This window comes from Dyadobacter bucti, from assembly GCF_005869225.1.
Taxonomy (GTDB): domain Bacteria; phylum Bacteroidota; class Bacteroidia; order Cytophagales; family Spirosomataceae; genus Dyadobacter; species Dyadobacter bucti.
The window spans coordinates 763,969-788,855 of sequence record NZ_SWFP01000002.1; the positions used below are offsets into that span (position 1 = coordinate 763,969).

General features: G+C 49.4%; 15 protein-coding genes. 2 read left to right on the plus strand and 13 right to left on the minus strand.

Annotated features, from left to right (window positions below; translation table 11 throughout):
* Positions 1-70 precede the first annotated feature (70 nt).
* On the plus strand, positions 71-679 hold the full coding sequence (locus FBF61_RS08190; RefSeq protein ID WP_138476715.1) for a gluconate 2-dehydrogenase subunit 3 family protein: 609 nt from the start codon (positions 71-73) through the stop codon (positions 677-679).
* 10 nt (positions 680-689) lie between these two features.
* A complete protein-coding gene (locus tag FBF61_RS08195; RefSeq protein WP_138476716.1) occupies positions 690-2,405 on the plus strand; it encodes a GMC oxidoreductase in 1,716 nt (571 codons plus the stop codon).
* A gap of 50 nt (positions 2,406-2,455) precedes the next feature.
* On the opposite strand, the gene FBF61_RS08200 is transcribed toward FBF61_RS08195, so the two are convergent.
* From FBF61_RS08200 to FBF61_RS08260, 13 genes are all read right to left on the minus strand, one after another.
* Positions 2,456-3,535, minus strand: coding sequence for a type I restriction endonuclease (locus FBF61_RS08200; RefSeq protein ID WP_138476717.1), 1,080 nt, complete (start codon positions 3,533-3,535; stop codon positions 2,456-2,458).
* A 184-nt stretch (positions 3,536-3,719) separates the two neighbouring features.
* Positions 3,720-4,895 (minus strand): sialidase family protein, encoded by a 1,176-nt coding sequence (locus tag FBF61_RS08205; RefSeq protein WP_229214959.1) that lies wholly within the window; start codon positions 4,893-4,895, stop codon positions 3,720-3,722.
* Positions 4,892-6,835, minus strand: a complete 1,944-nt coding sequence (locus tag FBF61_RS08210) for an FG-GAP repeat domain-containing protein (RefSeq protein WP_138476718.1) — start codon at positions 6,833-6,835, stop codon at positions 4,892-4,894. Before FBF61_RS08210 ends, FBF61_RS08205 begins: the two co-directional genes overlap by 4 nt.
* A gap of 45 nt (positions 6,836-6,880) precedes the next feature.
* Positions 6,881-8,401 (minus strand): RagB/SusD family nutrient uptake outer membrane protein, encoded by a 1,521-nt coding sequence (locus FBF61_RS08215; RefSeq protein ID WP_166444461.1) that lies wholly within the window; start codon positions 8,399-8,401, stop codon positions 6,881-6,883.
* Positions 8,402-8,419: 18 nt separating this feature from the next.
* Entirely contained in the window at positions 8,420-11,737 is a 3,318-nt protein-coding gene (locus FBF61_RS08220; RefSeq protein WP_166444462.1) for a TonB-dependent receptor, read from the minus strand.
* A 250-nt stretch (positions 11,738-11,987) separates the two neighbouring features.
* Positions 11,988-13,100: a FecR family protein gene (locus FBF61_RS08225; RefSeq protein ID WP_138476721.1), complete on the minus strand. Its 1,113-nt coding sequence runs from the start codon at positions 13,098-13,100 to the stop codon at positions 11,988-11,990.
* An 82-nt stretch (positions 13,101-13,182) separates the two neighbouring features.
* Positions 13,183-13,782 (minus strand): RNA polymerase sigma factor, encoded by a 600-nt coding sequence (locus FBF61_RS08230; RefSeq protein ID WP_138476722.1) that lies wholly within the window; start codon positions 13,780-13,782, stop codon positions 13,183-13,185.
* Positions 13,783-13,947: 165 nt separating this feature from the next.
* Positions 13,948-15,414 carry a Gfo/Idh/MocA family protein gene (locus FBF61_RS08235; protein WP_138476723.1) on the minus strand — a complete coding sequence of 489 codons (1,467 nt, stop codon included), beginning with the start codon at positions 15,412-15,414 and terminating at the stop codon, positions 13,948-13,950.
* Positions 15,415-15,584: 170 nt separating this feature from the next.
* On the minus strand, positions 15,585-17,489 hold the full coding sequence (locus tag FBF61_RS08240) for a T9SS type B sorting domain-containing protein (RefSeq protein ID WP_138476724.1): 1,905 nt from the start codon (positions 17,487-17,489) through the stop codon (positions 15,585-15,587).
* A gap of 159 nt (positions 17,490-17,648) precedes the next feature.
* Complete coding sequence (locus FBF61_RS08245; protein WP_166444463.1) at positions 17,649-19,187, minus strand: tectonin domain-containing protein; 1,539 nt, start codon at positions 19,185-19,187, stop codon at positions 17,649-17,651.
* 158 nt (positions 19,188-19,345) lie between these two features.
* On the minus strand, positions 19,346-22,444 hold the full coding sequence (locus FBF61_RS08250; protein WP_138476726.1) for an efflux RND transporter permease subunit: 3,099 nt from the start codon (positions 22,442-22,444) through the stop codon (positions 19,346-19,348).
* 6 nt (positions 22,445-22,450) lie between these two features.
* Positions 22,451-23,548, minus strand: a complete 1,098-nt coding sequence (locus FBF61_RS08255) for an efflux RND transporter periplasmic adaptor subunit (protein ID WP_138476727.1) — start codon at positions 23,546-23,548, stop codon at positions 22,451-22,453.
* 24 nt (positions 23,549-23,572) lie between these two features.
* Entirely contained in the window at positions 23,573-24,871 is a 1,299-nt protein-coding gene (locus FBF61_RS08260; RefSeq protein WP_138476728.1) for a TolC family protein, read from the minus strand.
* Positions 24,872-24,887: the final 16 nt, after the last annotated feature.

Sequence of the window (24,887 nt, forward strand, 5' to 3'; positions counted from 1 at the left end):
AGGTTCCAAACGAGGTCAGGATCGTCAGAATTTACGGATATGCTGTTTTTCACTACTTCCTGCTAAAATAATGAACCGACGAGATCTGCTTAAAAGTGTGGCGCTGATGTTAGGGGGCGCGTTTTCGGCGCCTACCCTCCTGGCCCTTGACCTGCGCGAAAAACGGACATTCGCAAAACCTGCGTTTCCTGATCTGGTTTTGACAAGCGACCAGCAGCAGATCATCGCCGAAGTAGCTGAAATGATTATCCCGAGAACCTCCACGCCCGGGGCAAAAGATGCGGGGGTGCCTGCTTTTATCGTCATGATGTTGCAGGATTGTTACCGCAAACCCGAGCATAACAGCTTCCTGGCGGGTTTGCAGGATCTGGAAAAAAGAAATTTTCTCTCGCAAAATGATTTACAAAAAACGGAAACATTGCGGCAGGTAGAAGCCGAAACCGTCCAGCTCATGAAGGAATACAATGTTCAGCAAACCAAAATGGGCGATAATGAAGACCGGGAGCAAATGAACGAACTCGCGAAAGGTTTACCTTACTGGCGGTTGATGAAAGAACTCACGCTACTTGGTTATTTCACCTCGGAAGCAGGACTGAAAGCATCCTTCGACTACGTACCGATCCCCGGAAAACTGGAACTGATCAAACTGAAACCCGGCCAGAAAGCTTACGCATATTGATACCATCACCATGAACTTAAATTTGAACGTTGCCAAAACCCACAGTTTTGATGCCATTGTGGTAGGTTCCGGTATGACCGGCGGCATGGCTGCCAAGGAACTGACCGAGCGGGGATTACAGGTACTCATGATCGAGCGCGGGCGGGAGGTGAAACATATTGAGGACTATGATACCGCCATGAAAGGCCCGTGGGAATTTGAGCACCGCGGTAAAGTTTCGATCCATTCTGCCGAAGAATACTGGGCAAACAGCCGCTTCGGTACGCTCGCCAATGAAGAAACCGGCGGCTTTTTTACCGACGACAAGAAAAACCCGTACATAGAAAAACGTCCGTTCGACTGGATCAGGGCCTATCATACCGGCGGAAAATCCATGCACTGGGGACGGCAGTCGTACCGGATGAACCGCAAGGATTTTGAAGCCAATGCCAAAGACGGCATCGCGATCGACTGGCCGATCCGCTATGAGGATCTGGAACCCTGGTATACACATGTCGAGAAATTTGTCGGCATCAGCGGTCAGAAAGAATGCCTGGAAGTTTTGCCCGACGGCCATTTTTTGCCGGCCATGCCTATGCATGCACCGGAGCGTCATTTCAGGGAGGCGATGCTCAAAAAACTCAACCGCCCGGTGACCATCGGACGTATTGCCAATCTGACCAAACCTCAGCCCTGGCATACCGACCTCGGCCGCGCATCCTGCCAGTACCGCAGCAAATGCAGCCGCGGCTGTCCGTATGGTGCCTATTACTCCTCACTTTCCGGCTCCATACCCGCCGCGAGAAAAACGCAGAAACTGACCGTCTTGCACGATACCATCGCCACTGAAATATTGTACGATGAAAAAACACAGAAAGCAAAGGGTGTGCGGGTGATCAACCAGCATACCATGGCTGTGGAAGAGTTTTTTGCCAAAATCATATTTCTCAACGCCGGCTCGATGAATACCGCCGGTCTGATGCTGAATTCCATATCTGACCGTTTTCCGACCGGCTTCGGCAACGATAGCGACCAGGTAGGCCGCAATATCATGGACCACCATCTCGGCGTGGGTGCCAATGCAACGGTGGAAGGATTTACGGAAGATTATGTTTTCGGACAGCGGCCCAACGCCCTTTACATTCCCAGGTTCCGAAACTGGGGCACCGATAAGCAGAATTTCCTGCGCGGGTACGGCTACCAGGGCGGCGCCAATCGCAACGACTGGAAACGCGGAATCACGCAGGACGGCTTCGGAGCGACTTTCAAGGAAGATATGACCAGACCGGGAAGCTGGAATATCGGCTTCGGCGGGTTCGGGGAAGTATTGCCCAATCCGGAAAACCGTATGTACCTGGACAAAGAAAAGAAAGATCAGTGGGGCGTTCCCCTTATCGTTTTCGATGCGGCTTTTGGTGAAAACGAGATCGCGATGCGGAAGGATATGATGCAATCCGCGGTTGAAATGCTGGAAGCGGCCGGGTTTAAAAACGTATCGGGCTTCAACCGGCAGGATACACACCTCGGTCTGGGAATCCATGATATGGGTACTGCCCGCATGGGAAAAGACCCAAAAACTTCGGTGCTCAATAAATACAATCAGGTACATGCCTCCAAAAATGTATTCGTCACCGACGGGGCCGCCATGGTATCATCTTCCTGCGTCAACCCGTCGATCACCTACATGGCCATGACCGCCCGCGCCGCCGACCACGCCGTAAAAGAACTAACCCGGAAGAATTTATAATTCATCCGGGTTAAAAACATCCGTGCAAATCCCATAATCTAGTTAATCGATTATTTACCTGAATCAAGGTAAATCTCAATAGTCTTATCCAAATGCTTACCAAAATTATAGATTTCATCTATTGACTTAATTTCAATTTTGGTTTCCTTCTTTTCACCATCGAAAACGCCAATATATTTTTTGGTCGGACTGTTCAGATAAAGCCGACATAGGGGTTTTCGGTTATTGTCATCAAGAAAAATAGCAAAATAAGATAGTGCATCACGGTGCGTGATTCTCGTAGAAGGTACCTTTGGCCTCAACATAGATCTTACGATATAAAAACCCTCTATCTCCTCCTGGGTTGTGATAATTTCCTTATCCTGAGAATTAGCAACGGTCAGCGTTCCTGGCGCCGGTTCTTCCTGAATTGGAGAATCATTTTTAGAAATCGCTGATTTCAAGCGATCATTAATCGTATCATTGATAATATTTGTGATAGTACGCTTAACAAGTGACCTGAATGCCTCGGTCACTTTCGCGGTCATGACGGAAGGATAAACTTGCTTCGCAAAGTATTTGACAAATTCGTCATTTGGTTCTATAAATTCCTGATTGATCAGGTGCCGGATTTCATTAATATACTTCAATTCGCTGGCAGACTGATAAATGTTTTCAACGTCAAAATATGCTTTGTGAAACTCCTTTAGTTGTTCGATCTGTCCATCCTTTATTTCCTCAATGTTAAATTCCAGAAATGGTTTTTCATCCATTTTATTCTGTTCCACCAGGTCAGTATAAAATCGAAAAATGAGACCGTTGGTTAGAATGGAAAATTTAGCTTTTGACACATGAAAATATCTTAAAAGCTGACCATCATGAATATCTAACTTCTGTTTCCAGTGCTTACATTCAACTAATATGATAGGACTACCATCCCGAAAAATAGCATAATCAATTTTTTCTCCTTTTTTTATCCCGATATCGCAGATAAATTCCGGTACAACCTCCAGCGGATTGAAAACATCGTAGCCCAAAACCTGAAGAAATGGCATGATAAAAGCATTCTTTGTCGCCTCCTCCGTGTGAATGTTATCCTTTAACTTGGAAACCCGGTCGCTAAATTGTTTTATCTGATCTTTGAAGTCCATAATAATGAGAGGATGTAATGAAAAAATATAATAATTTCATTATAAGAAAACTCTCGGAATGAACTACTTCGCCGCAGTCGCGAAGAAATCGCACTATTTATTAAACGGTAACGGGGCACTCTCTCTGGTGTTCTGTTACATGCTAACATCCGTGCAAATCCGTGCATCCGTGGCAATAAAAAACTCAATGTCTCCGAAACTTCCTAACCCGGTGAAACGTCAGAAAATTAGCATCATGATTATTCCGCGCGCCGCCCAGCCCGTCATCATAAGCCGTGCGGGACAAGAAAATGATGTCTTTGCCGTCAAAAAGCCAGTCGACATACTGAAACCCATGCTTCACCACGTCCGGGTGTTCCAGCAATGTTTGATGGAATTTCCAGGTTTTTAAATCCTTCGAGCTGAACAATCCCAACGTATTGCGTATACCACTTGGGGACTTGCCGGCGTTGGCAGCTTTCACGGCATCGGGCACCAGATTGGTCAGGGTCCAGTATAATCCCGACTTGGCGTCATATTTGATCGTAAACTTTTTACTGCCCCCCGGCAATGCGATAAAACCAGTTGCAGGATCGAACGTCGCCATTTTCCCGTCCGCGCTGATCCGCACAATTGCAGCCTTTTCTTCCATAGTAGTCCGGTCGTCAACCCGCAGTATGTCCAAAACCGAACCGTCCGGCGCAATCACCGCATTTCCTTCCAGCCAGCCCGTAAAATGCCCATTCAGGTAAGTCGAATCATACCGCATAATATTGGATGAAGTCCAGTTGGACGCCACCATCGGATCTGCCTGCAAAGGTATCGACATCATGAATGCACTGTACCGTTTGCCCCACTGCTTCGGAGGTCCGGCGGCATCTTCCATGGCCCGCCAGAGCCTGCCGTCATGCTCCACAAACGGCATAGGCGCACAATGGTATTCTCCTTCTTTGAGCAAACCGTTTTGTGCATCCGTCGGGCTCGTCCAGCTCACCCCCCCGTCCACAGACTTCCGGATGATCGTGTTACCATGGTGGCGGTTCGTACCAAAAAGATAAAGATTACCCTGATGCACCAGCAGCTTCGACCAGAACTGACCATTAATCTCCGAAATCTGTTTCCAGGTTTTACCCTTGTCCGAAGAACTGAAAATCCTCGAAACCGCACTGACATGCTCCGTGGATTTGGGGCCAAAAAGATCGTGGGAAGCCACATAATCGCCGTTGGGTAAAATGGCGATGCTCGGCGAACCGATATACGTTCCCGACGATGCCGGACTATGTGTAACTATATTCCCCGGCACGCCCGGGAAATCCTGTGCCTGTCCATTTCCAATCAGAAAAACCAGGCAAATCGTTATCATCGCGTTTTTTAATGTCATCTTTTGAGGTAGTAAAAATGTCCGTCTTCCGCTCCCACCAGCAAGTCGGGAACGCCGTTTTTGTCCCAATCCACAGTGGTGGGACTGGTATCATGTCCGGCCAGTTTACGGTCTGTAATGTTACCCTGGTTTTTGAAAGTCACTCTACCGTTCTTCTCCCCGGTATTCTCGTAAAAATCAACATTCTTGCTATCGATCAGCAGGTCCAGATCACCGTCGCCGTCCCAATCCGCGAGGGTAAATTTTCTTCTTCCGCTGCCGCCGTTTTGTTTTGCATTCAATTGCAGCAGCTCAATACCGTCTTCTTTGTAAAACATCCTTTTGCCCGGTTTCAGGAGCAGCTCATTGTTTTTCCGGAAACGCTCAAAAAAAGAAAGATACCCTTCGTGATCCAGCATAACAAGGTCCATGAAGCCGTCCTTGTTCCAATCCACTGCAAACGGCGTGGTGCGCCACTGAGGTGCCAGCTCCGTCGGCTGCGGGTTCCACCAGGTCCATTTTGGTTTGGGCACATTGCCTTCCCAGGCTACTTTCAAAGGTTGTGATTTGCCAAGGTTTGGCGATTTTGCCGTGCCTTTGTTGGGGTACCATTCCACTTTACCCCATATCGAATTGACGATCAGATCTTTCAGACCATCCCCGTCCCAGTCGGCGACCGAAAGCGTGGTGTAGCCCCATTTGGTTTCACAAGGCCCTTGTATCGAACCGTTTGGCCCCGCCTGTACTCTGATGACCTTCCCATCGGACTTCAGAAATTTCGGTGCCGCCCACACCGGACTTGCGCCTCCGCCCTTGTTCTCGATGAAAGTAATGTATCCTGCCGAGTTGCCCGTTACGATATCCTCGTCACCATCATTGTCCCAATCCACACTTACAGGCGTCGCCAGCGCACCGGATTTTACATTTCCGGCCTTTTGCTGAAAGTACACCGGCGATTCGAACACCGGCATCCCGTTTTTCTTCTTTCCCGTGTTTTTGACAAAAGCAACCCGTCCGTCTTCGTCACCAACGACCAGGTCCGCATACCCGTCCTTATTCCAGTCGATCGCCACCGGGATGATCATTTCCAGATCCATTTTAATGGTCCCGTTTGCATTCGTAAGGATTTTACCGGCAGCATACTCGGGTTTTTCACGGGTACCGGTATTTTCAAACCAGGTGAATTTATCTACAAATTCACCGCAGATCAGGTCGAGGTCGCCGTCGCCGTCAAAATCAGCGAAATTAGGTGATGGCGGACCATACACATCCAGTACACCACCTCCGGCTTTTAATCTTCCCTGATTGACATAAGTGCCTGTGCGGTTTTCGATGAGGTACACATAACCGTGGATCGGGCCGTTGGTCCATTTTCCCTCGGCGTTATAGGCATTGTCCCAGCCGTAGTCGAGCCAGTCGTCGATGCCGGCCACAAGATCCTCATCGCCGTCATGATCATAATCCACCAGCTTCCATTCTGTGAACCGTGGCTTTTTTTTGAAATCGCTGTGCAGGGAATCGACAGGGTAAACAGGCACTTTTTGAGTTCCTTTATTTTGTATAAAATCCACCAGTTCAGCTCCCTGGTCCAGAACCCTCGGTTTTCCGTTTACATAAGAAACCTGCGGATGTTTCAGGCCATTTCCGATCCTGACAGGCGCCTCAAAAACCGGCATCTCTTTTCCCGATTTATTTTCAAAAAAATAAAGCCCGTTGAACGGTACATCAGGGCAGGATACCAGCAGGTCCAGGTCGCCATCGCCGTCATAATCCATAGGCAGCGGCCATGCCCAGAGCCCGGTACCGAGATCCGTGATAAGGTTTTTGTCCTGATACTGAAGCCGCACAAGATCTGGCAGCGCCGACTGCGGCCCGGGTGCTGCCGGGGACTCCTCCCGGACGAAACCTGTCTGAAAAAAGATGGAAACAAAAAGCAGCGTACTTCCCAAAAATAACTTCATAATAAAAGGGTTAGGTCGAAATTGATTGAATACAAAATCAGGAAATCATTCCCATTCTGCATGTTGTTTCAGGTTTTTGGCATTGTCAATGGCAGCCTGCGGAACCGGCCATACGTAATGCCTCGGCGCGGTAAACTTCCGTGTGTGGATGATCCGTAAAGGTAGTACGCCCGGAATTTCAAAACTGACTACCTCCTTGTTCAAAACCTGCTCCGCCGTTTTCCATCTTAAAATATCAAAATACCGCAATCCCTCGCCCGCCAGCTCCACACGTCTTTCGTTCCGGATCGCCTCCCTGAGTTTTTCTTTAGTATTGTAACGTGTCCGGTCAATGGCCGGCATTCCCGCGCGTGTCCGGATTTTGTCAATGGCCTCATAAACGGACACATCAGGCCCGTTGGCCTCATTCCGGGCTTCCGCATACGTCAGCAGCACTTCGGCATATCTGAAAATATTCCAGTTGACCCACATCGTCCGCTGTTGCGACGCCATATCAGATATGTACTTCCTGAAATACACGTAGGTTTTTGCGGCATTTTTATCATTCTGGTTATTTACCGGATCATATTTCTGCCCGCCTATGGATTCAAAAGGTAACACGAAATTCATGTGAAAGCGCGGATCACGGTTGTCCCAGGGATTTTTGGGATCATACAAAGGCGACTCGCTGATCGGCAGACCATCTTTGGCTTCATACGCATTCACCAGGGCAGGCAGCGGCAGACTGGAACTTGTTCCTCCGATCGTATAGTAACCGTAAGCGAAACAAAGGGTATGCGTGTAAAGATCTTTGGCATACTGATGCGCCAGGATCACCTCTTTGGTCTTATTGTTGAAAGCAGTTGTAAAAACCTCCGCATAGTTGTTATGCAGTTCATACTGGCCCAGTTCCATGAGCGCTCTGGCCGTTTCCGCTGCCTCGGCCCAGCGGCTGTTGTACAATAGCACACGTGCCTTTAATGCCAGCGCAGCACCCTTGGTAGCCCTGCCTGTCTCGGTCGCCGGCCAGTTCAGCGGCAATTCGTCCAGGGCAAGGTCGAGCTGGGAAAGGATGTACGTAAGCACAGCAGCTTTGTCGGATTTGGGTATGTCGGACTCCGAAAGCGCAAGCAGCTGATCCACCAGCGGCACGTCTCGGTACAGGGTTATCATCTCAAAATACTTGAACGCCATGATAAACCTGGCCTGCCCTGCCAGCTGCTTTTTGCCTGTTTCGGAAATACCGGGGATTTCGTCGAGCTTGTTCAGCAACTGCAGGCAGTGACGGATCGGTGTGTAATTCCATTTCGTGGCAATGATGCCGCTGGTCGGAACATGCAGTCCCTGCGCAACCAGGTCCCCCGCCCCTACACAATCGTCGCTCATGGAATCGAACTGGAAATCGTTCGCGCTGGGCAGCGACAGGTATGCATTGTTGACCCAGGTCACAGCATTGGCCTCGGAAGTCCAGAAAGTGGCGTCGGAAGGTGCCGTGAGCGGCAGTGTATTCAAAAACTGGTCGTCGCAGGAGAAGGAGCATACCGTCAGCAGCAGTATCGCAATTTTATATCTCAATGTCTTTTTCATATTCATCATGGTTTCGGGTTAAAAAGTCAGGTTTAGACCAATGTTGACCACCCTTGCAAGCGGATAAAAATTTCCGGAGCCGTCGGGTGCCTCAGGATCATAACCTTTTATCTTAGTCAGCGTTACCAGGTTTTCACCGCTCGCATACACTCTGATCCTGTCCACTTTCAACCGGCTCAGCACAGCCGCCGGCAAAGAGTAGCCAAGCTGGATATGCTTTAAGCGAACATAGGCGGCATTCTGCAGCCAGTATGATGAAAAGGCATTGTTAAAACTCCCGATCCGCATCTTCGGAAATTCACCCGGGATCCAGTTGTTGCTCTCGTCCAGATGCCAGCGGTCGAGGTGCTGCTCCTGCGCAGTTTCAAGCGTACCGTTCAGCGGCAGCGCTACGGCATTCATATAAGCTTTTCGGTAGGCAACACCCTGGAAAAATGTGGTAAAGTCAAAATTCTTATAGCCCAGTTCGAGGTGCATTCCATAAGGAAGACGGGTGTAGGAGCTGCCCAGTCGCTGACGGTCGGCCGCGGTAATTTGTCCGTCACCATTTATGTCCTCAATTTTGAGATCGCCTATGCCTGTTTTAGGGTTCAGCTTTGCATAAGAGTCCACTTCTTCCTGACTCGCAAAGATCCCGATCGATTTGTAACCGAACCACTCATTCATCTCATAACCAGTCTGCGTGATCTTATTGCTGGCGATCTGCGGGCTGGCGATCATCGATCTGACCTTGTTCTTGAAGTCGGAAAGCTGGAAGGACACCTTGTACGACAACGCGCCCTTTCGGTCCTGATAAGAGATCTGCGACTCCCAGCCCATGTTGTCGACATCAGCTACATTTTGTACCGGGGATGCAAGGCCGAACGTGCTGGGCACTGCCGGACGGGTCAGAATACCCGATGTCCGGTCTTTGAAAACATCCAGCACGACATTGAACTTGCCATTGAACAGATCCATGTCCAAGCCGATGTTCGTTGTCGTTTTGGTTTCCCAGCGCAGGTTGGCATTGGGGCTACCCGAGTAGTATGTCGCAGTTTGTGCGGTGCCGTTGAAATAGTACGCTGCGCTCGAAACCAGCGAATAATGCTGATACAAGTCGATATTCTGGTTACCAACCTGGCCCCATGAAGCCCGGATTTTCAGGTTACCCTTGTTTCTGAAAGCCGCCATAAAAGGCTCTTCGCTTATTCTCCACCCGGCGGAAAAAGAAGGAAACACACCCCAGCGGTTCTGATTGCTGAACCGGGAGGAACCGTCGTAGCGCACGTTACCTTCCAGCAGGTATTTTTCTTTAAAAACATAATTGCCCCGTCCGAAAAAGGAACGCAGCGCCCACTCCGACGCCGTGCCGGTGGTAGTCCAGGTGGAAGGATCACTGCTTCCGGCGCTCAGTACATAGATATCATCATTGATAAAATTCCGCCTTCCCGCACTCTCCTGGGTATCCTGGTTCCATTCCTGCGAGGCACCGAAGAGCAGCTTAACATCGTGGTTTTGTTTGAAAATCCTGTTGTAATTGATCAGAAGCTGCGCATTATGCTGGTAATTATCCTGATGCGAAATCAGCAACGAATTGGTATTGTAATTAAAATCAACCGTTTTCAGATCGTCCGGATTGATAAACTGCATCCTTTTGCTGTAGTCGACCTGGCGCATAAGGTCGGCCTTCGAGCCGTACATTCCATTGATAGAAATGTCTTTTGTGATTTTGTAATTAACCGTCAAAGCACCTGTAAGCCGGTTGAATTTCCTATCCTGAAAACCACCCTCCTCAGACGCAAGCCCGAACCGGTTGGCCCAGCCGGTGATGGAAGCCCAGCGTCCGTCGCTCGTGAAAGTCACATCGTCGGAACCCCGGCGGTAAGCATCGTAAATGATGTCGTTTACTGTCCTTGTCGGGCCGCTCGGGTAGGTAGCCTCCGAAGGCCCGTGCCTTTTCTGAGGGGAAAGCTGGGCGTTGATGTTGATATCCAGCCGGTCATTTACTTTGAAAGTATTGTTCACCCTGATATTGTAACGCTCCGAGGAAGTATTGACCATCATCCCGCCCTGGTTGATATAACCTAGGGAAATGTAATAGTTGTTTCGTCCCGTCCCGCCCGAGAGGGAAAGATTGTGCTGGGTTTGGGTAGCAGGACGAAAAAGGTAGGCGAGCCGGTCTTCCGATGGCAGTGCTCCCGTGCGGTACTTTTCGAGATCATCCAGCGTGTATTTAAACACGGTCGTCGCAGGGTTATCGTTAAATTCCGCCTCCCGCCACAGCTTCACGTGGTCGTATGCATTCACCATTTTCGGAAGCATAGTAGGCGTTTCGCGGCCGACATAGCCGTCGTAGGATATTTTCATCTTTCCGTCCTTGCCTTTTTTTGTTGTAACCAAAATCACCCCGCCCGAGGCCCTGGCACCATATATGGCAGTAGAAGCCGCGTCTTTCAGCACAGATATACTTTCAATGTCCTGGGGATTCAGATTAGCCATCGACATAGCGATCCCGTCCACGATCACCAGCGGGTCGTTGGCCGTAAAGCTGCTGGTACCCCTTATTTTCATCGTAAAATTCTCATTGCCCGGCTGTCCTCCCGACTGGTTCACAAGAAGCCCGGGTACCTGGCCCTGCAGAGACTGCATCACGTTGGCGACCGGCCGCGACTCAAATTCTTTTCCGCTGATCACACCTACTGCACCTGTAAGGTTAACTTTTTTCTGGGCGCCATAACCCACCACCACAATTTCTTCCAGTGCCTTGTTGTCAACGACAAGCGTTATTTCGAGGGTGGTTTTATTGCCTGCAACTACTTCCTGTGGCAGATAACCTACAAATGAGAAAACCAGAACAGCATTTTCGCCGATATTGTCCAGCTCAAACTCTCCTTTTTCATTGGTCGTCGTTCCCTGCTGCGTGCCTTTGATCAGAATACTCACACCTGGCAGCCCTTCTCCCCTGTCGTCTTTCACTTTTCCTTTCAGAATGGATTTGGGGCGGGACTGCATTTGTTCTCCGGGTTCATCGGCCTGCTCGGTTTTATCCAGGACAATCTGTCTTCCTGATATCTCGTATTTCAGACGGAGCGGACGCAGCAGTTTTTCCAAAACATCTGCCAGCGGCGCATTGGAGGCATTAAGGTCCACTTTACGGTTGGCGTCGATCAGCCTGGAACTGTATACAAATTTCACGTTGGAATTCTTCTCGATCACTTTGAGCGCCTCTCTCACTTTCTGGCCGCTGATCTGCACTGTAATTTTCTGGTTCAGGAGATCCTGACCGTTCGAAACTGTCGCTGAAGCCAGGCTGCAGCACAACCCGAAAAGTAATAACTGGTACAACGTAAGTCTCATAATACCCCAAAACAGATTTAGGAATCTTTGTTTTTGTTTCATAATTTCGAATGTTAAAATTTCGCAGTTTTGACAATAGAAATCCTGTCATCCGCCAAGATGATCCGGATTATCGGGGTCGGTGAAGCGCACACTTCAGCGACCTTTTTTATGAAGGTAGTTGCTGGTTAAAGTCGGGGCATAGGCGAATATTTTAAGTTAAAGACTGTATGGGCTGGTTCATTGATTCTTTGCAATTTGTGGCTTTTTGTTAATCACAACCCCTTCCGCGGATGATCACTTCTCCGTTGCTGATCTCGTAATCGGAACGTACTGCCTTACATATCAGCGAGAGTTTTGAAGACAAAGGCTCGTCTGTGAGCGAAGCAGTTACCGGACATTTTTCCATAACGGTCTTATCATATACGATCCTGATCCGGTAAGCTTTTTCGAGCTGGGCGAATATCTCTCCGACTGTCACTTCCTCATATTCGAACATCATATCCTGGATCTGAGGGTCGGTCGCAGTGTCCTGTTTTTTATCCTGCTGTTTGCCTGCAACGACCTTGCCTTCTTCGAAAGTAGCCTCCTGGTTCGGGTTCAGTACCAGCCCCCGCAGTTCCTTCGTATTGAAATTCTCTTTCCCCTCCACAGTTCCCGACTGAAAAACGGATACTTTTCCCGTTTTAACCTTAACAAACACCTGCTTATCCTCCGAATAGGCCTTTACGGTAAAGCTGGTGCCAAGTACTTTGGTCACCATCTCATTGGCAAAAACATAAAATGGTCGTTCCGGATCTTTGGCGACTTCAAAAAAACCTTCGCCGGTAAGATAAATTTCCCGCAGCTCTTTCTTGAAATGATTGGGATAGGAAAGCCTGCTGCCTTTTTTCAGTAACACCGAGCTTCCGTCAGGCAGGTTGATGAGTTTGGGGCTATGATCGGAGTTTTCAATTTCTATGAGCTTGTATTCCTCAGAAGCCTTGGAGACCATTTCCTGGTAAACCGGACTGGTACCTGACTGGTAAAGAAACATATACCAGCCCGCCAGCAGCAGCACTCCTGTCACTGCGGCGGCGGATGCCCAGCGCCATACCGGGAGCTGACGGAATCCTGTTTCCTCCGGTGTGTCCAGTTCTTCTATTTTCCTGAAAACTTCCGATTTCATTGCCCTGATCTCCTCACCGGAAACATTAGGCTCCGGCAAATGCCTTGTGAGCAACACCAGCTGACGGGCAAGTTCTATATCATTTCGCTTAAAAGGATAGGTTTCTTGCCAGTTCTGCCAAAATGTTTCGCGCTCTATCTCCGGGGACTTCACCCATTGAATAAAGTCGTCATCCTGGGCAAAATCTTCCGGCGTGTAGTTTGTATAATCCTGCATTGGTATTTTATCAAGAAATTATTTCCTTTAAAATACAGAGAGGATTTGGCTGTTTTACTACCAAAAGTATTTGAATTATTTTTCAATAAGAAGATAACAACATCACCAGCAGGTACACAAGATGCTTGCGGAGTTTTACGAGCGCATTCTGAAGTGTGTTGGCGACGGTCTGTTCTTTCAGGTTAAGGAGGGAGGCGATCTGACGTATTTTCATGTCGGAGTAATATTTGAGGGAAATCACCTCTTTTTCCCTGTCCGACAAATTTTCAAGTACCCGGGCAATCTGGCTGTGCCGGCGGGTATCTGATTCGGTGGCTAGCCACTGGCTTTCGGGTGAAGCATCCGGGTCTTCCAGGCTATCGGCTTCCTGTATTCCAAAGGCAGATACCTGTGCATTATCAATTTGTTTCAAAAGTGCATTGCGCAGACATCTGTACAAATAGTACTTCACCTGAACGTCTTTGCTGAGATTGGAACGGTACATCCAAAGATCGATGAAGACGTCCTGGATCGCATCTTTGGCAAGCTCAGTGTCCCTGCAGATCCGGTAGCCATAAGAAAGGAGTTCGCTGACATAGAGATCAAACAGTTGCCCCAGAGCAGCCTTATCGCCACCAATCAGCTCCGCCCAAAGGATCCGGTCGTCATTGATTTTCTCGTTATTGTAACGGTATCCGCTCATGCCCCACTTTTTATGCAACTTTAACACTGTTTTCTTATAAGCCGGAACAGGGGTTGATTTACTTGGTGAGAGTTTGGCTTCCCTCACTTTGGCAATAACAAAAACAGACTGGCTGCACCAAAGCGAAATCCTTTGATACAGCCAGTCTTATTTATACTCTTTTTCTTAAACGCCCAGGTTCCAGCCTTCGCGGTAAGTACGTTTTACATACTGGTTCACCTCGTCGAAGTTGGTCACTTTCATGTTTTTATAATCCCACAGCATTTTCATGTTTGCGCCGGGGTAGTCGTATCCTTTTCCGTTCTCTCTTGGTTTGGGCATGTCTGCGCCTCTGATCGCAAGGTTCGCCATCAGGATCGCCTCCGTCAGCGGGCCGGCGAGATCAAACGGTGAACTCAGCTCCATTTTTCCGTAACCGGCAATACATCCTTCCACCCATTGTGCATAGTGACCTTCGGCGCTGCCTGGCACGCGGGCAAATTTTTGCTTCACCTTCACTTCCTCCATGCGGGAAAGTGGCAGCAAACGCGGATTGGCAGCATATTCACTCGCCATCATTTTACCTTTGGAACCTACAAACAGAATACCGCTGTTGCCGTCACCGAACAATTCATTGGCTCCCAGTTCTTCCGGACGTTCGGGCTTGATACCACCGTCCATCCAGTGCATGGTTACCTGGCCTTTCGTTTTCGCAGTTTTAGGGAAAGTCAGGGTAGCGTGGCTCGATGGCGGGCAGCTATCCGGGAAGATCCCTCTTTTACCAAAATCTGTGAAAACACTGCTCACGCTGGCTTGCATATCCAGTGCATATTTCAATCCTAAAACGCGGAATGGAGCTTCCATCAGGTGGCAGCCAAGGTCACCGAGTGCACCTGTACCATAATCCCACCAACCCCTCCAGCTTCCGGGAATCAGTTTATCTACATAATCTTTGTAAGGAGCGGTACCCAGCCAGAGATCCCAGTCGAGTTCTTTCGGAACCGGTGGCTTGTCGGTCGGCCAGGGAATACCCTGCGGCCAGATAGGGCGGTTAGTCCAGATATAAACGGTATCCACATCGCCGATCACGCCTGCATCGTACCATTCGTGCAACTGGCGCACACCGTCACCGGATGAACCCTGGTTACCCATCTGCGTCACTACTTTATATTTCGCAGCGGCTTCTGTCAGTTTTCTTGCTTCCCAGATATCATGGGTCATCGGCTTTTGAACATACACGTGTTTTCCAAGCTGCATGGCTGCCATCGCTACTACTGCGTGCGTATGGTCGGGGGTTGAAACGGAAACAGCATCAAAATTTTTCGACTCTTTTTCGAACATTTCCCTCCAGTCCTTGTAATATTTGGCATTGGGGAAATTGGTCCTGCTCGTTACCGATCTTCTGTCGTCAACGTCGCAGAGGTAGCCGATATCCGCTTTACCGCTCTTGAAAAAATTGGCGATGTCGGACGTTCCTTTACCACCCACACCTACACCTGCGATCACCAGCTTGTCGCTTGGCGGGACAAAACCTTTACCGCCCAACACATGGCGCGGAACGATCATAAATCCAGCTGCTGCGGCCGCGGATGCTTTTACGAAACTTCTTCTTGAAAAAGCGGATTTTTCATTATCCGTATTCCTTTCTTCCATATTGTTGTTTTTGTTTAATTTAAAGGTTGAGGATTTTTGGGCTGTAACCCGCAAACCACGGACAGGTCATTATTTTGTTAAGCGTATCGCCTTCCTTATTTACTCGGAAATGTGCCAAAAGGACCCTTCGGCGGAATGAAAAAACTCCGTTTTTTTTAAATTTTTACCGGTTATTTTACCAGAAATATCGTGTCGCGTATCTGCTGCGTTTTCCCGTCCGCAAATTCAACGGTAAGTACATAAGGATAGGCGCCTGCCGGTACCAACCGTCCTTGGTAAGTGCCGTCCCAGAGCTCGTATCCGCTTTCAACGGATTGTGAACCCATATTTTTGATGACAGTCCCCCACCTGTCAAACAATGAAAATGAAGTCACCCTCAGCTCGCTGAAAGGGAACCGGATGGTCAGTGCGTCATTTTTGGAATTTCCATCAGGTGAAAACGCGGCAGGGATGAATACGGTGTTCCTGCAGTCCGTTTCGATGGTGACGGACTGTTTGGCGGTACAAAGCGCTTCGTCCTGCACGGTGATCTCATAAGTGCCGATGGCCAGGTTCCGGAAATCCGGATTGGCCACAAATAATGCGTTACCCAGGGAATAGGTCAAAGCGGAATTCCCCTCAGCCACAACAGTAATGCCGCCGTCGCCGGCGTTACAGGACGTATTTTGTTTTTGCACGCTTTTTATTTGAGGAGCACCGGTTTCAGCCACCACGGTATCGGCAGTAACGATGCATTCGTTCTGATCTTTGACGGAGACGGAATACCTGCCCGCACCAAGATTGTTGAATATACCGGAAGCATTAAAAACTAGGCCGTCAATGGAAAAGGTAAGTAAACCCGAACCTCCGCTGGCCGCAACTGAAATAGACCCGTCCGCCTGGTCGCAACGCGAATCCTCTATATTGATCGCATCAAACACAATTCCTGCTTCATTCGATAAAATCACGGGATATTCAACCCGGCAACCCGTCTCGTCCTTTATTGTCATTACATAACTGCCGGCCCCAAGCTTTTCAAAAAAGCCGTCATTCTGAAAATCGGTCCCGTTCAGCGAATAGGTCAGCTGCCCGCTTCCACCGCTGGCCGTAACAACAATCTGCCCGTTTTCCTTGCTGCATTGTGGGTTAACAGGCTCAACATTGTCGATCACGGGCTGGTCAGCGAGTGTGACGGTGATGGACTGTGTTACTTGGCAACCGAGCGAATCGCGTATGGTAACCTCATGAACTCCGGCTTTAAGACCTGTAAAATCCTGGGACGCCTGAAACGCACCCTCGTCCAGCTTATAGCCGATATCCCCCATCCCGGCGGCTGTGATCCTGATTGTACCATTGTCCTGGCTGCAGTTTGCAGGGGTTATTTCAATATCGGATATAGCCGCATCGCTAACCTCAACAGTGAAAGGCACGGCAGGGGTTTCGGTACCGTAGTATGTCTGGGTTACGTAAAAAGTGGTGGTGGCTTGCAGCGCAGGAGGCGTATAGGTATTTCCGGTTGCCAGCTGCTGCTGTTTCCTTTCGTCTGCATACCATTTTACATCTTTTCCGGTAACGAGCAATTCGGGAGTTGCTTCCCGGCAGTATTTTGAAGGTGATTTTAATGTAATCCGGTACAACTCGAACACACCCTCTGAACCGGCACAAACGCCGTTTGTGTATGCAATAGTACCTTGTATCTTTTCTTCGCCAGGGGAAAATGTAAATTTGAAAGTGCCTGTGCACCAGGTTGTTCCGTCAGGTTTATTCTCGTCCAGTATGTCGGTCAGGTCGAACGATCCGGCGTTGTTTTGCGCGGTTCCATTGGTAACATCCCATAAAACAAAAAACTCCTCCTGATCCCCGGCCGCTTCCAGGCACTGCCCCGTCAGCTTGTTTCCATCCTGGCTAATGGTGAGTAAAATAGGCCAGTAATCCGTGATATTGGAGGTTGGCGCATAATTCACGCCCTGCCATACACCCGATAAATCCTGCCCTGCAGCGGAGAAAGTATGCAAAACGCCCGCCGCAACCACAAATAACGCCGCCACTGAACGCCTCACCATACCAGCCATACCCGCGTAAAAGTTTGTCCGCATCCCGTCATTTAATCAATTCCTTACTTCTTTTAAAATTAAAGCATAATGGTGTGAAATAGCTCTTCGGATACATGTTATTTTTTTGTTAAAACAACAAAATGGCCCGCCCCGGTATTCAGGAGCAGGCCCGTTTGCTGCGGCTAAAAACTTCCAGATGAATCAGTATTGAAATATCTTGCCCTGATCATTGATCACTACGGGGCCACCATTAGCACCATTGGATGAAATAGCTACACCGCCACCCGATACCTGTACCCAGCAGCTACCCATCCATTTCCGGATCGAATACCCCCCCGACACCGCTACATTGCTGATGACGTAGATCATACCATCGTTACCTACCGCAATATCACGTCCTGAACCTGTCACTTCTTCGAAGCCACCGGCGGCAAGCCTCAACACTTTTCCGGCATTGTCGACTGCCCAGGGGATACCCTGAGGCGTGACAGCTATCTTCGTCGCTCCCCGCCCAGGCACGTCCTGCCACTGACCGTTTTTCAGGTAACTTACTGCGTAGCCGCCGGCACGGGCCTTTTTGCTGACGACATACACCTGTCCGTTGCCGCCCACGGCTATATCACTGGCCACGACAGTCTGTTCCTGCCAGATGGAACTGCTCAAACGTCTGTAAACCAGTCCAATGTTATTGATGATCCATGGCTCACCGTCCTTTCCGATTGCGATGCGGGTAGCGCCGCCCGGATACTGAACAAATTTCTTCGCATTGTAATCATACTTATGGATCGAGTATCCGCCCGGAACCGGGGTATTTCCAACAATCCAAAGTGTTTTTGTGTTGGAGCCGGCAGCTACGTCCCTGGCCGATCCCGGAAGTTGCTGCCATGTATGGGCAGGGTACAATATACGGACAGCCAGTAAATCGTAAGTACTAAATCCTCCCCAAATATCGACAACTGAATTCATCACAGATTTTGAATCCATCGACGGGGTACCGCAAACCTGGAAATCTACAAAACCGTCGGTATGTTTGTCGGTGTGCATCAGACCGATTGAGTGGCCGAGCTCGTGGATAGCCGCAAATTTTTTCTCAGATACAGATAACATGCTTTGGGAGGAATAATATGTATTGACGGTCATTCCTCCGCCTACCTGCCCCAGGTAGTTGGGCAGCGCCTGACGAGCCACCCAGTGTTTCTCCTCATCTTCATCTGGCTTGTCATATTCCGGTTTTACGATCACATCGGCCATCACTACGGCCGGCACCTCCCGGAACCTGGCCTGTGTGTCTGTCACCTTGTTCCACTCAGGTATCGCTGCCTGAACGGCTGTTTTCCAGGTGTCGGGTACGGTTGGCAGGATGTATACTTTCACATCTTTTACCGAAGAACCGGTCAGCAGCCACTGCCCACGGCGCTGGGTCACTCTTGATGTCTTTTCGTCCACATATTGCTTTTCGGCATTTTCACGTGATACCTCCATATCACCGTCGATCACAAACGTTTTTTCGGCCTCGTTATAGGCGATTCTGGCGGGCAGGGCACCAGTCACTTCTGCCAGAAAACTGGTCAGTTCTGCGGTGGTAGTTCCCTGGTTACCGGCAGAGTCCGGCTTGGGCATCTCTGTCTGATCCGGCTCTTTACAGGCCTGGAAAATTGTAAGGATTATGAATAAAAATACGGGTGCATTGATGTTGCGAAGGCAGGCCGCAGCAATCCGGTAGTTGAACATTGTTCTCATGGCTTGAAACTTGATTGTGTTTTTAAAAGTGAACATTGGTTTTGATGGATAAATGATTTCGATTGCAAAATTGCCGTGAGGCGCAGGGCGAATCAATTATTTCTCGACCAAGAGGGCCGAGAACCCTCTGAAGTGTGTTCACTTTTGTTCCGAACCGTTTAATCAATGGATTTCCCCTCTTTCCTATAAGCCCAGTAAAAAACCTGCGGCAAAACCATGAAAGAGAGTAACATACAGATAATCAAACCTCCTACGATCATGATAGCGAGTGGTTTCTGGATTTCCGATCCCATACCATTGGAAAGTGCCGCCGGAAGCAGCCCGAGCGAACCCATCAGGGCGATCATGATCACGGGACGGATCCGGCCGTAGATGCCATCGGAAATAGCCTGCCTCAGCGGGAGCCTGTGGATGAGGTTTTCTTTCATCACATGCACAAGGATAATGCCGTCGATCGTACAAACCCCGAACAGGATAATGAAGCCGATCCCCGCCGATATGCCAAACACCGTACCGGTAATCCAGAGGGAAAGGAAGCCTCCTATGAAAGCAAACGGAATCGTAATCAGCGAGATCAGCGTATCTTTTACATTGCCAAAATCCATATACAAAAGGAAAATAATCAGTACCAGGGCGGCCGGAATGATCAATGACAATTGTTTGGTGGCCCGCTCTTTGCTTTCAAATTCCCCTGCCCATAATACTTTGGTTGTCTTGGGGAAATTTACATTTTCCTTCACCACCTGCTGCGCCTCGGCAATGGTGCTTCCCAGGTCGCGCCCTTCGATACTGAAACCGATACCTATATACCTGCTGCTGCCTTCCCGGTAAATAAATGCAGGGCCGGTTTTGGTACCGATGGTGGCGATCTCTTTCAATGGAACCTGGTGGTCATCGAGCGACGGGATCAGTATATTGCCAATTTCCTCCTCCGTGTTCCGGTATGCTTCCTGGTAGCGGATCGTGATATCGAACATCCTGTCGTTTTCGTAAAAAACAGACGCTGCCTTTCCGCCGATCGTCATTTCGATAACCGCCTGGGCGTCGGCCATGGAAACACCGTGCCGTGCCATTCTGGCTTCGTCCAGCTTGATAGCGAGTTCGGGCAGGCCGATGTTCCGGTACACAAGCACATCTGCCACGCCCCGAACCTTATTCAGGTTTGCTGCTACCTGGTCGGCCAGGTTTTCCATATCATACAGGTCCTCCCCGAAAATCTTCACGACCAGTGAGCTCTTCACGCCTGCGACATACTCTTCCACATTGTCCTGTATCGGCTGACTGAACCCAAGCGAAATTCCCGGAAAAGCGGCAAGTGCGCCCTTCATTTCCTTCATCAATTGTTCCTTGCTGACATGCCTTTTCCAGTCTTTCTCTGGTTTTAATTGAATATGGAATTCATTGTTAAAAAAACCGGTGGGATCGGTACCGTCGTTGGGACGGCCTGTCTGGCTCATCACAAATTTCACTTCTTCGAAAGACCGCAGCGTATCGCGCAGGGCATTCCCGGTTTTCACGGATTGTTCCAGATTGATGCTATTGGGCAAAGTAGCCCGCACATAAATGGCTCCTTCGTTCAGTTTGGGGATAAACTCGGTTCCGTAAGTCAGGAATTTACCTACGCAAACCAAAAACAAACCGACAAAACCGATCATTACGAACCGCTTGTTCCGGTCGCTCCACTGGTAAAGCCTAAATATCACATTCCTGAAAAAATTGACAACCGGATTATTCGTTTCCTTCACATCCTTTTTCAACAACACCTTGCACATGGCAGGTACGAACGTCAGGCTGAGAATAAGCGATCCCACCAGCGCATAACCCAATGTAAATGCCAGCGGGGTGAACATTTTACCTTCTACTTTTTGGAATGAAAAAATGGGAAGCAAGGCTACTATCAAAATGATCTGGGCGAAGAAAATATGGGAAGCCACATTTTTCACGCTCCGTTTCATCAGGCCCAGCTTGGACATCTTATTAAACCGCGCCACGCCGAGCCTGAGCGAGCTTTTTTCAAGATCCACATAGATCTTTTCCACGATCACCATGGTCCCTTCCAGCAACAGCCCGAAGTCAATCGCACCCAGGGAAATCAGATTGGCAGGCAGCCCCTGAATGCGCAGCATAGTAATAGCAAACAGAAAAGAAAGCGGGATTACAAGCGCTACGGTGACGGTAGTGCGCCAGTTGAACAGAAATACAAAAACGATGACCGATACGAGTACAATACCTTCCGCAAGGTTGTGTGTAACTGTACTCACAGTCGCATCCACTAGCTCGGTACGGTCAATAACAGGAACGATCTGTACGCCCGAAGGCAGGATCCGCGTATTGAGCTCGTCGATCGTCTTGCGCAGTTTCACGATCACGTCGCTCGGGTTTTCGCCTCTCAGCATGACCACGATCCCCTCGACGAGGTCTTTGTCCTCCCCTAACCCCACCTGCCCGAGCCTCGGCTTAGCTGTGATACTTACCTCCGCGACCTGCTTCACATGTACCGGTGTGGAGCCGTTGACTTTGACCAGAATATTTTCAATATCCCTTGTACTTTCCAGCAAACCCACTCCCCGCACCACATAAGCCTGGTCTCCTTTCTGGATCACATCTCCGCCGACATTGATGTTGCTTTTTTCCACCGCCTCGAACACATCCAGGGGCGTAAGGCTGTACTGGGCGAGCAGCGCAGGATTCACGCGCACCTCATAGATTTTTTTCTCCCCGCCAAAACTCGCCACAGTAGCAACCCCGGGCACCGCCACCAGCTCACGCTCGATCACCCATTCCTGCAACGCCGTAAGTTCCTTGACCGGCCGGTCGCTTTTCAGGATATACCTGAAAATCTCGCCGGTAGCGCCATAGGGAGGCTCTATTTCGGCTTCCGCACCTTTGGGCAGATCAATATTGCGCAGCCTGGTGGAAGCATATTGCTGCGCATAAAAGTCTTCTACTTTGTCCTCAAACAATACCGTAACGACCGACAGGCCGAAAAGTGAAATGGAACGGACCTCCGATTTTTTCGGGATCGTATTCATTTCCTTCATGACCGGCAGGGTAATGAACTTTTCAATTTCCTCGGCGCTTCTTCCGGGCCACTGGGTAATAATCCTGGCGCGGGTATTGGTAACGTCCGGAAATGCCTCTATGGGCGTATTGATATAGCTTACGACCCCCACAACGGCCAAAACTGCCGTCATGAAGAAAATAAGCATGGTATTCTTTAAAGAGAATGCTACTATGCTCTGCGTTAATTTTTGCATAAAATATTATTTGTCCGAATTCAGTGCTTCGGAGAATAGAAGAAGTTGATTCTTGACGACTATTTTCTCACCAGCGGCAACACCGCTTTTGAAAAAGACCCGGTCGTTATCCTTCATATCCACGGTAACTTTGCGGGGTTCGAGGGAGTTGTCCGGTTTCTGGATCAGGAGGTAGTTTTCGTTGTTGTGGAATATCAATGCGCGGTCGGGTGCGCCAATGGCGAGGTCTTTCAGGTTCTTTTTGATAATTGCCTCGATCGCCAGCCCGGGTTTCAGTTTCAGATCCTTGTTAGGCATCCGGATACGCGCTTTCAGCACACGTTCCTGGGGATCAAAAACCTGGGAAATGTCGCAAATCTCACCGTCGAAAGTTTCACCCGGATAGGCTTTTGACCTGATCTCGGCCTTCATTCCCTTTTCCACAAAAGGCAGGTCGACGGCATACACATTGGTGGTGATCCAGACGTCGGAGAGATCGGAAATTGTAAAAAGATCAGCGTTGTCAGTTTGGATGCGGGTGCCGGCAGACATTTTATTTTCGACCACATAGCCGCTCACCGGGGCTTTGATCTGAAACACACCTTTTTCCGGGCTCGCATTGTACAGCGACAGATTGGCGTTGACTTTTTCAATTTCGTTTTTCAGGATATCCACTTCGCTTTTCGCCTCGAAAAGCTCCTTTTCGGAGGCTATTCGGTCACCGAACATCGATTCGGCCACGGCCAGCTTTCTCTTCGCAACCACCAGCTGCGATTCCAATGTCTTGCCTTGTGACGTGAGGTCTGTGAGCTCGCTGCTTTGCAACTCGGCCAGTACCTGCCCTTTGGTGACTTTGTCGCCCAGCGAAAAATAGGTTTTGGTTACAATCCCGTTGATCAGGCTGGTATAATGCACAACCTGATTGGGATTATATTCGATCTGGCCGTTGAGCCTGATCGATTGTGTGACCGGCTCGATCACCGCCGGGTAAGTGGTGATCTCGTAGGGCAGAAGGGCGCCGGTCGTTATTTTTTTGGCAACAGATTCTTCTTTTTTTTCAAAGCAGCCTGCCAGGAAAACTGTAAAAGACAAGGCTGCCAATAGGAGGCGGGTGGATGTTGGCATGGTATGGATTTTATTGATGGTATGTTAGTTGATTTCTGTCCCGGTGACATAGCTGAGCTCCTCACGATTGTCGCGCAATTGCCTGATCGTCAGAAAAATCGTCCGCTTGTTGGAAAGGTATGCCTCGAAAAAATCGAGGTATTGCAGCATACTGATCTGCCTTTGAACAAAATATTGGGTATAAACGCGGAACACCTGGTCGAGATCGGACACGCAAGCTGAATCCAGGCTTTGGTACGCTTCCAGGCTTTTCTGAAGATCCTGAAATGTGAGAGTAACTTCGGCTTCTATCTGTTTTGTCTTTTGCTCCGCTCCTACCCTGGACCTTTCAATCCCGAGCCTGCTGTCCAGGATCGCCCCCTGGTTCCGGTTGAAAACAGGCACGTCCATTTTCAAGCCAAAACCGATGAAATTCCTCAAAAAATTACCGCCCCGGTCGTAGTTGGCCCCAAGCGTCAGGTCCGGCTTGCGCTCCGCATATTCCAGCTCATATTTTTTCTGCGCCCAGGTATTTTCCATGACGCTGATCCTCGCATCCGGGCGGTTTTCATGGGCCATCGCCACCAGTTCACTGAGAGACCACCTTCTCGGATTTTCGGCACTGGCAGGGTCCGGCATATCGGCTACCAGATAACTCCCGGCAGGAATGTTCAGCAGGACTGTCAGCTCCTTCTGTAGCTGATGTATCTCTTTCTGCGCTTCCACGATCTGCTGCCCGAGTTCCAGGCGCAGTGCTTTGAGCCTGAAAAGTTCTGTTTTGTTGAGATTTCCCTGGCTATACTGATTTTCAAATCCAATCAAAAGCTGCCCCAGCGCATCATGCTGGGTCTTTAATACCAGCAAAAACGACTGATGATAGGAAAGTCCGTAGAGGTTTTTTCTGAGCCCGGTCTTCATTTCCCTGACCAGCTCGGCAAAATGCTGCTGCGCCATATCCCGGGAAACGGATTCCAGCGCGATCCGTTTTTTACGTTTTCCGCCCGTTTCGATGAGTTGTTCCAGCTCGGCCGAGATCTGCCTGTTGTTACCAAAATTACCCGCCAAAGGCGGCAGCGACTCCCCCGACGAGAGCTGTCTTTTTGTCGCCCACAGGTTGAGCTCGCCGATACTGAACTCCGGATTGGGCCAGAGCTTTGCCTGGATGATCTGTGCCTCAGCCTGCTGAATGCTCAGTTTCTGCGCGATCAGGTTGAGGTTATTGTTGAGAAAAAGCGCTTCTGCTTCTTTGCGGGTAAGGTAAAGGGTATCGCCGGAAACCGGCTGAGCACATGAAAAACCATTGATAAAAAACAGCAGCAAAACTGCTGCGAAATGTACCTTCACAAAATTCTTTGTTTAA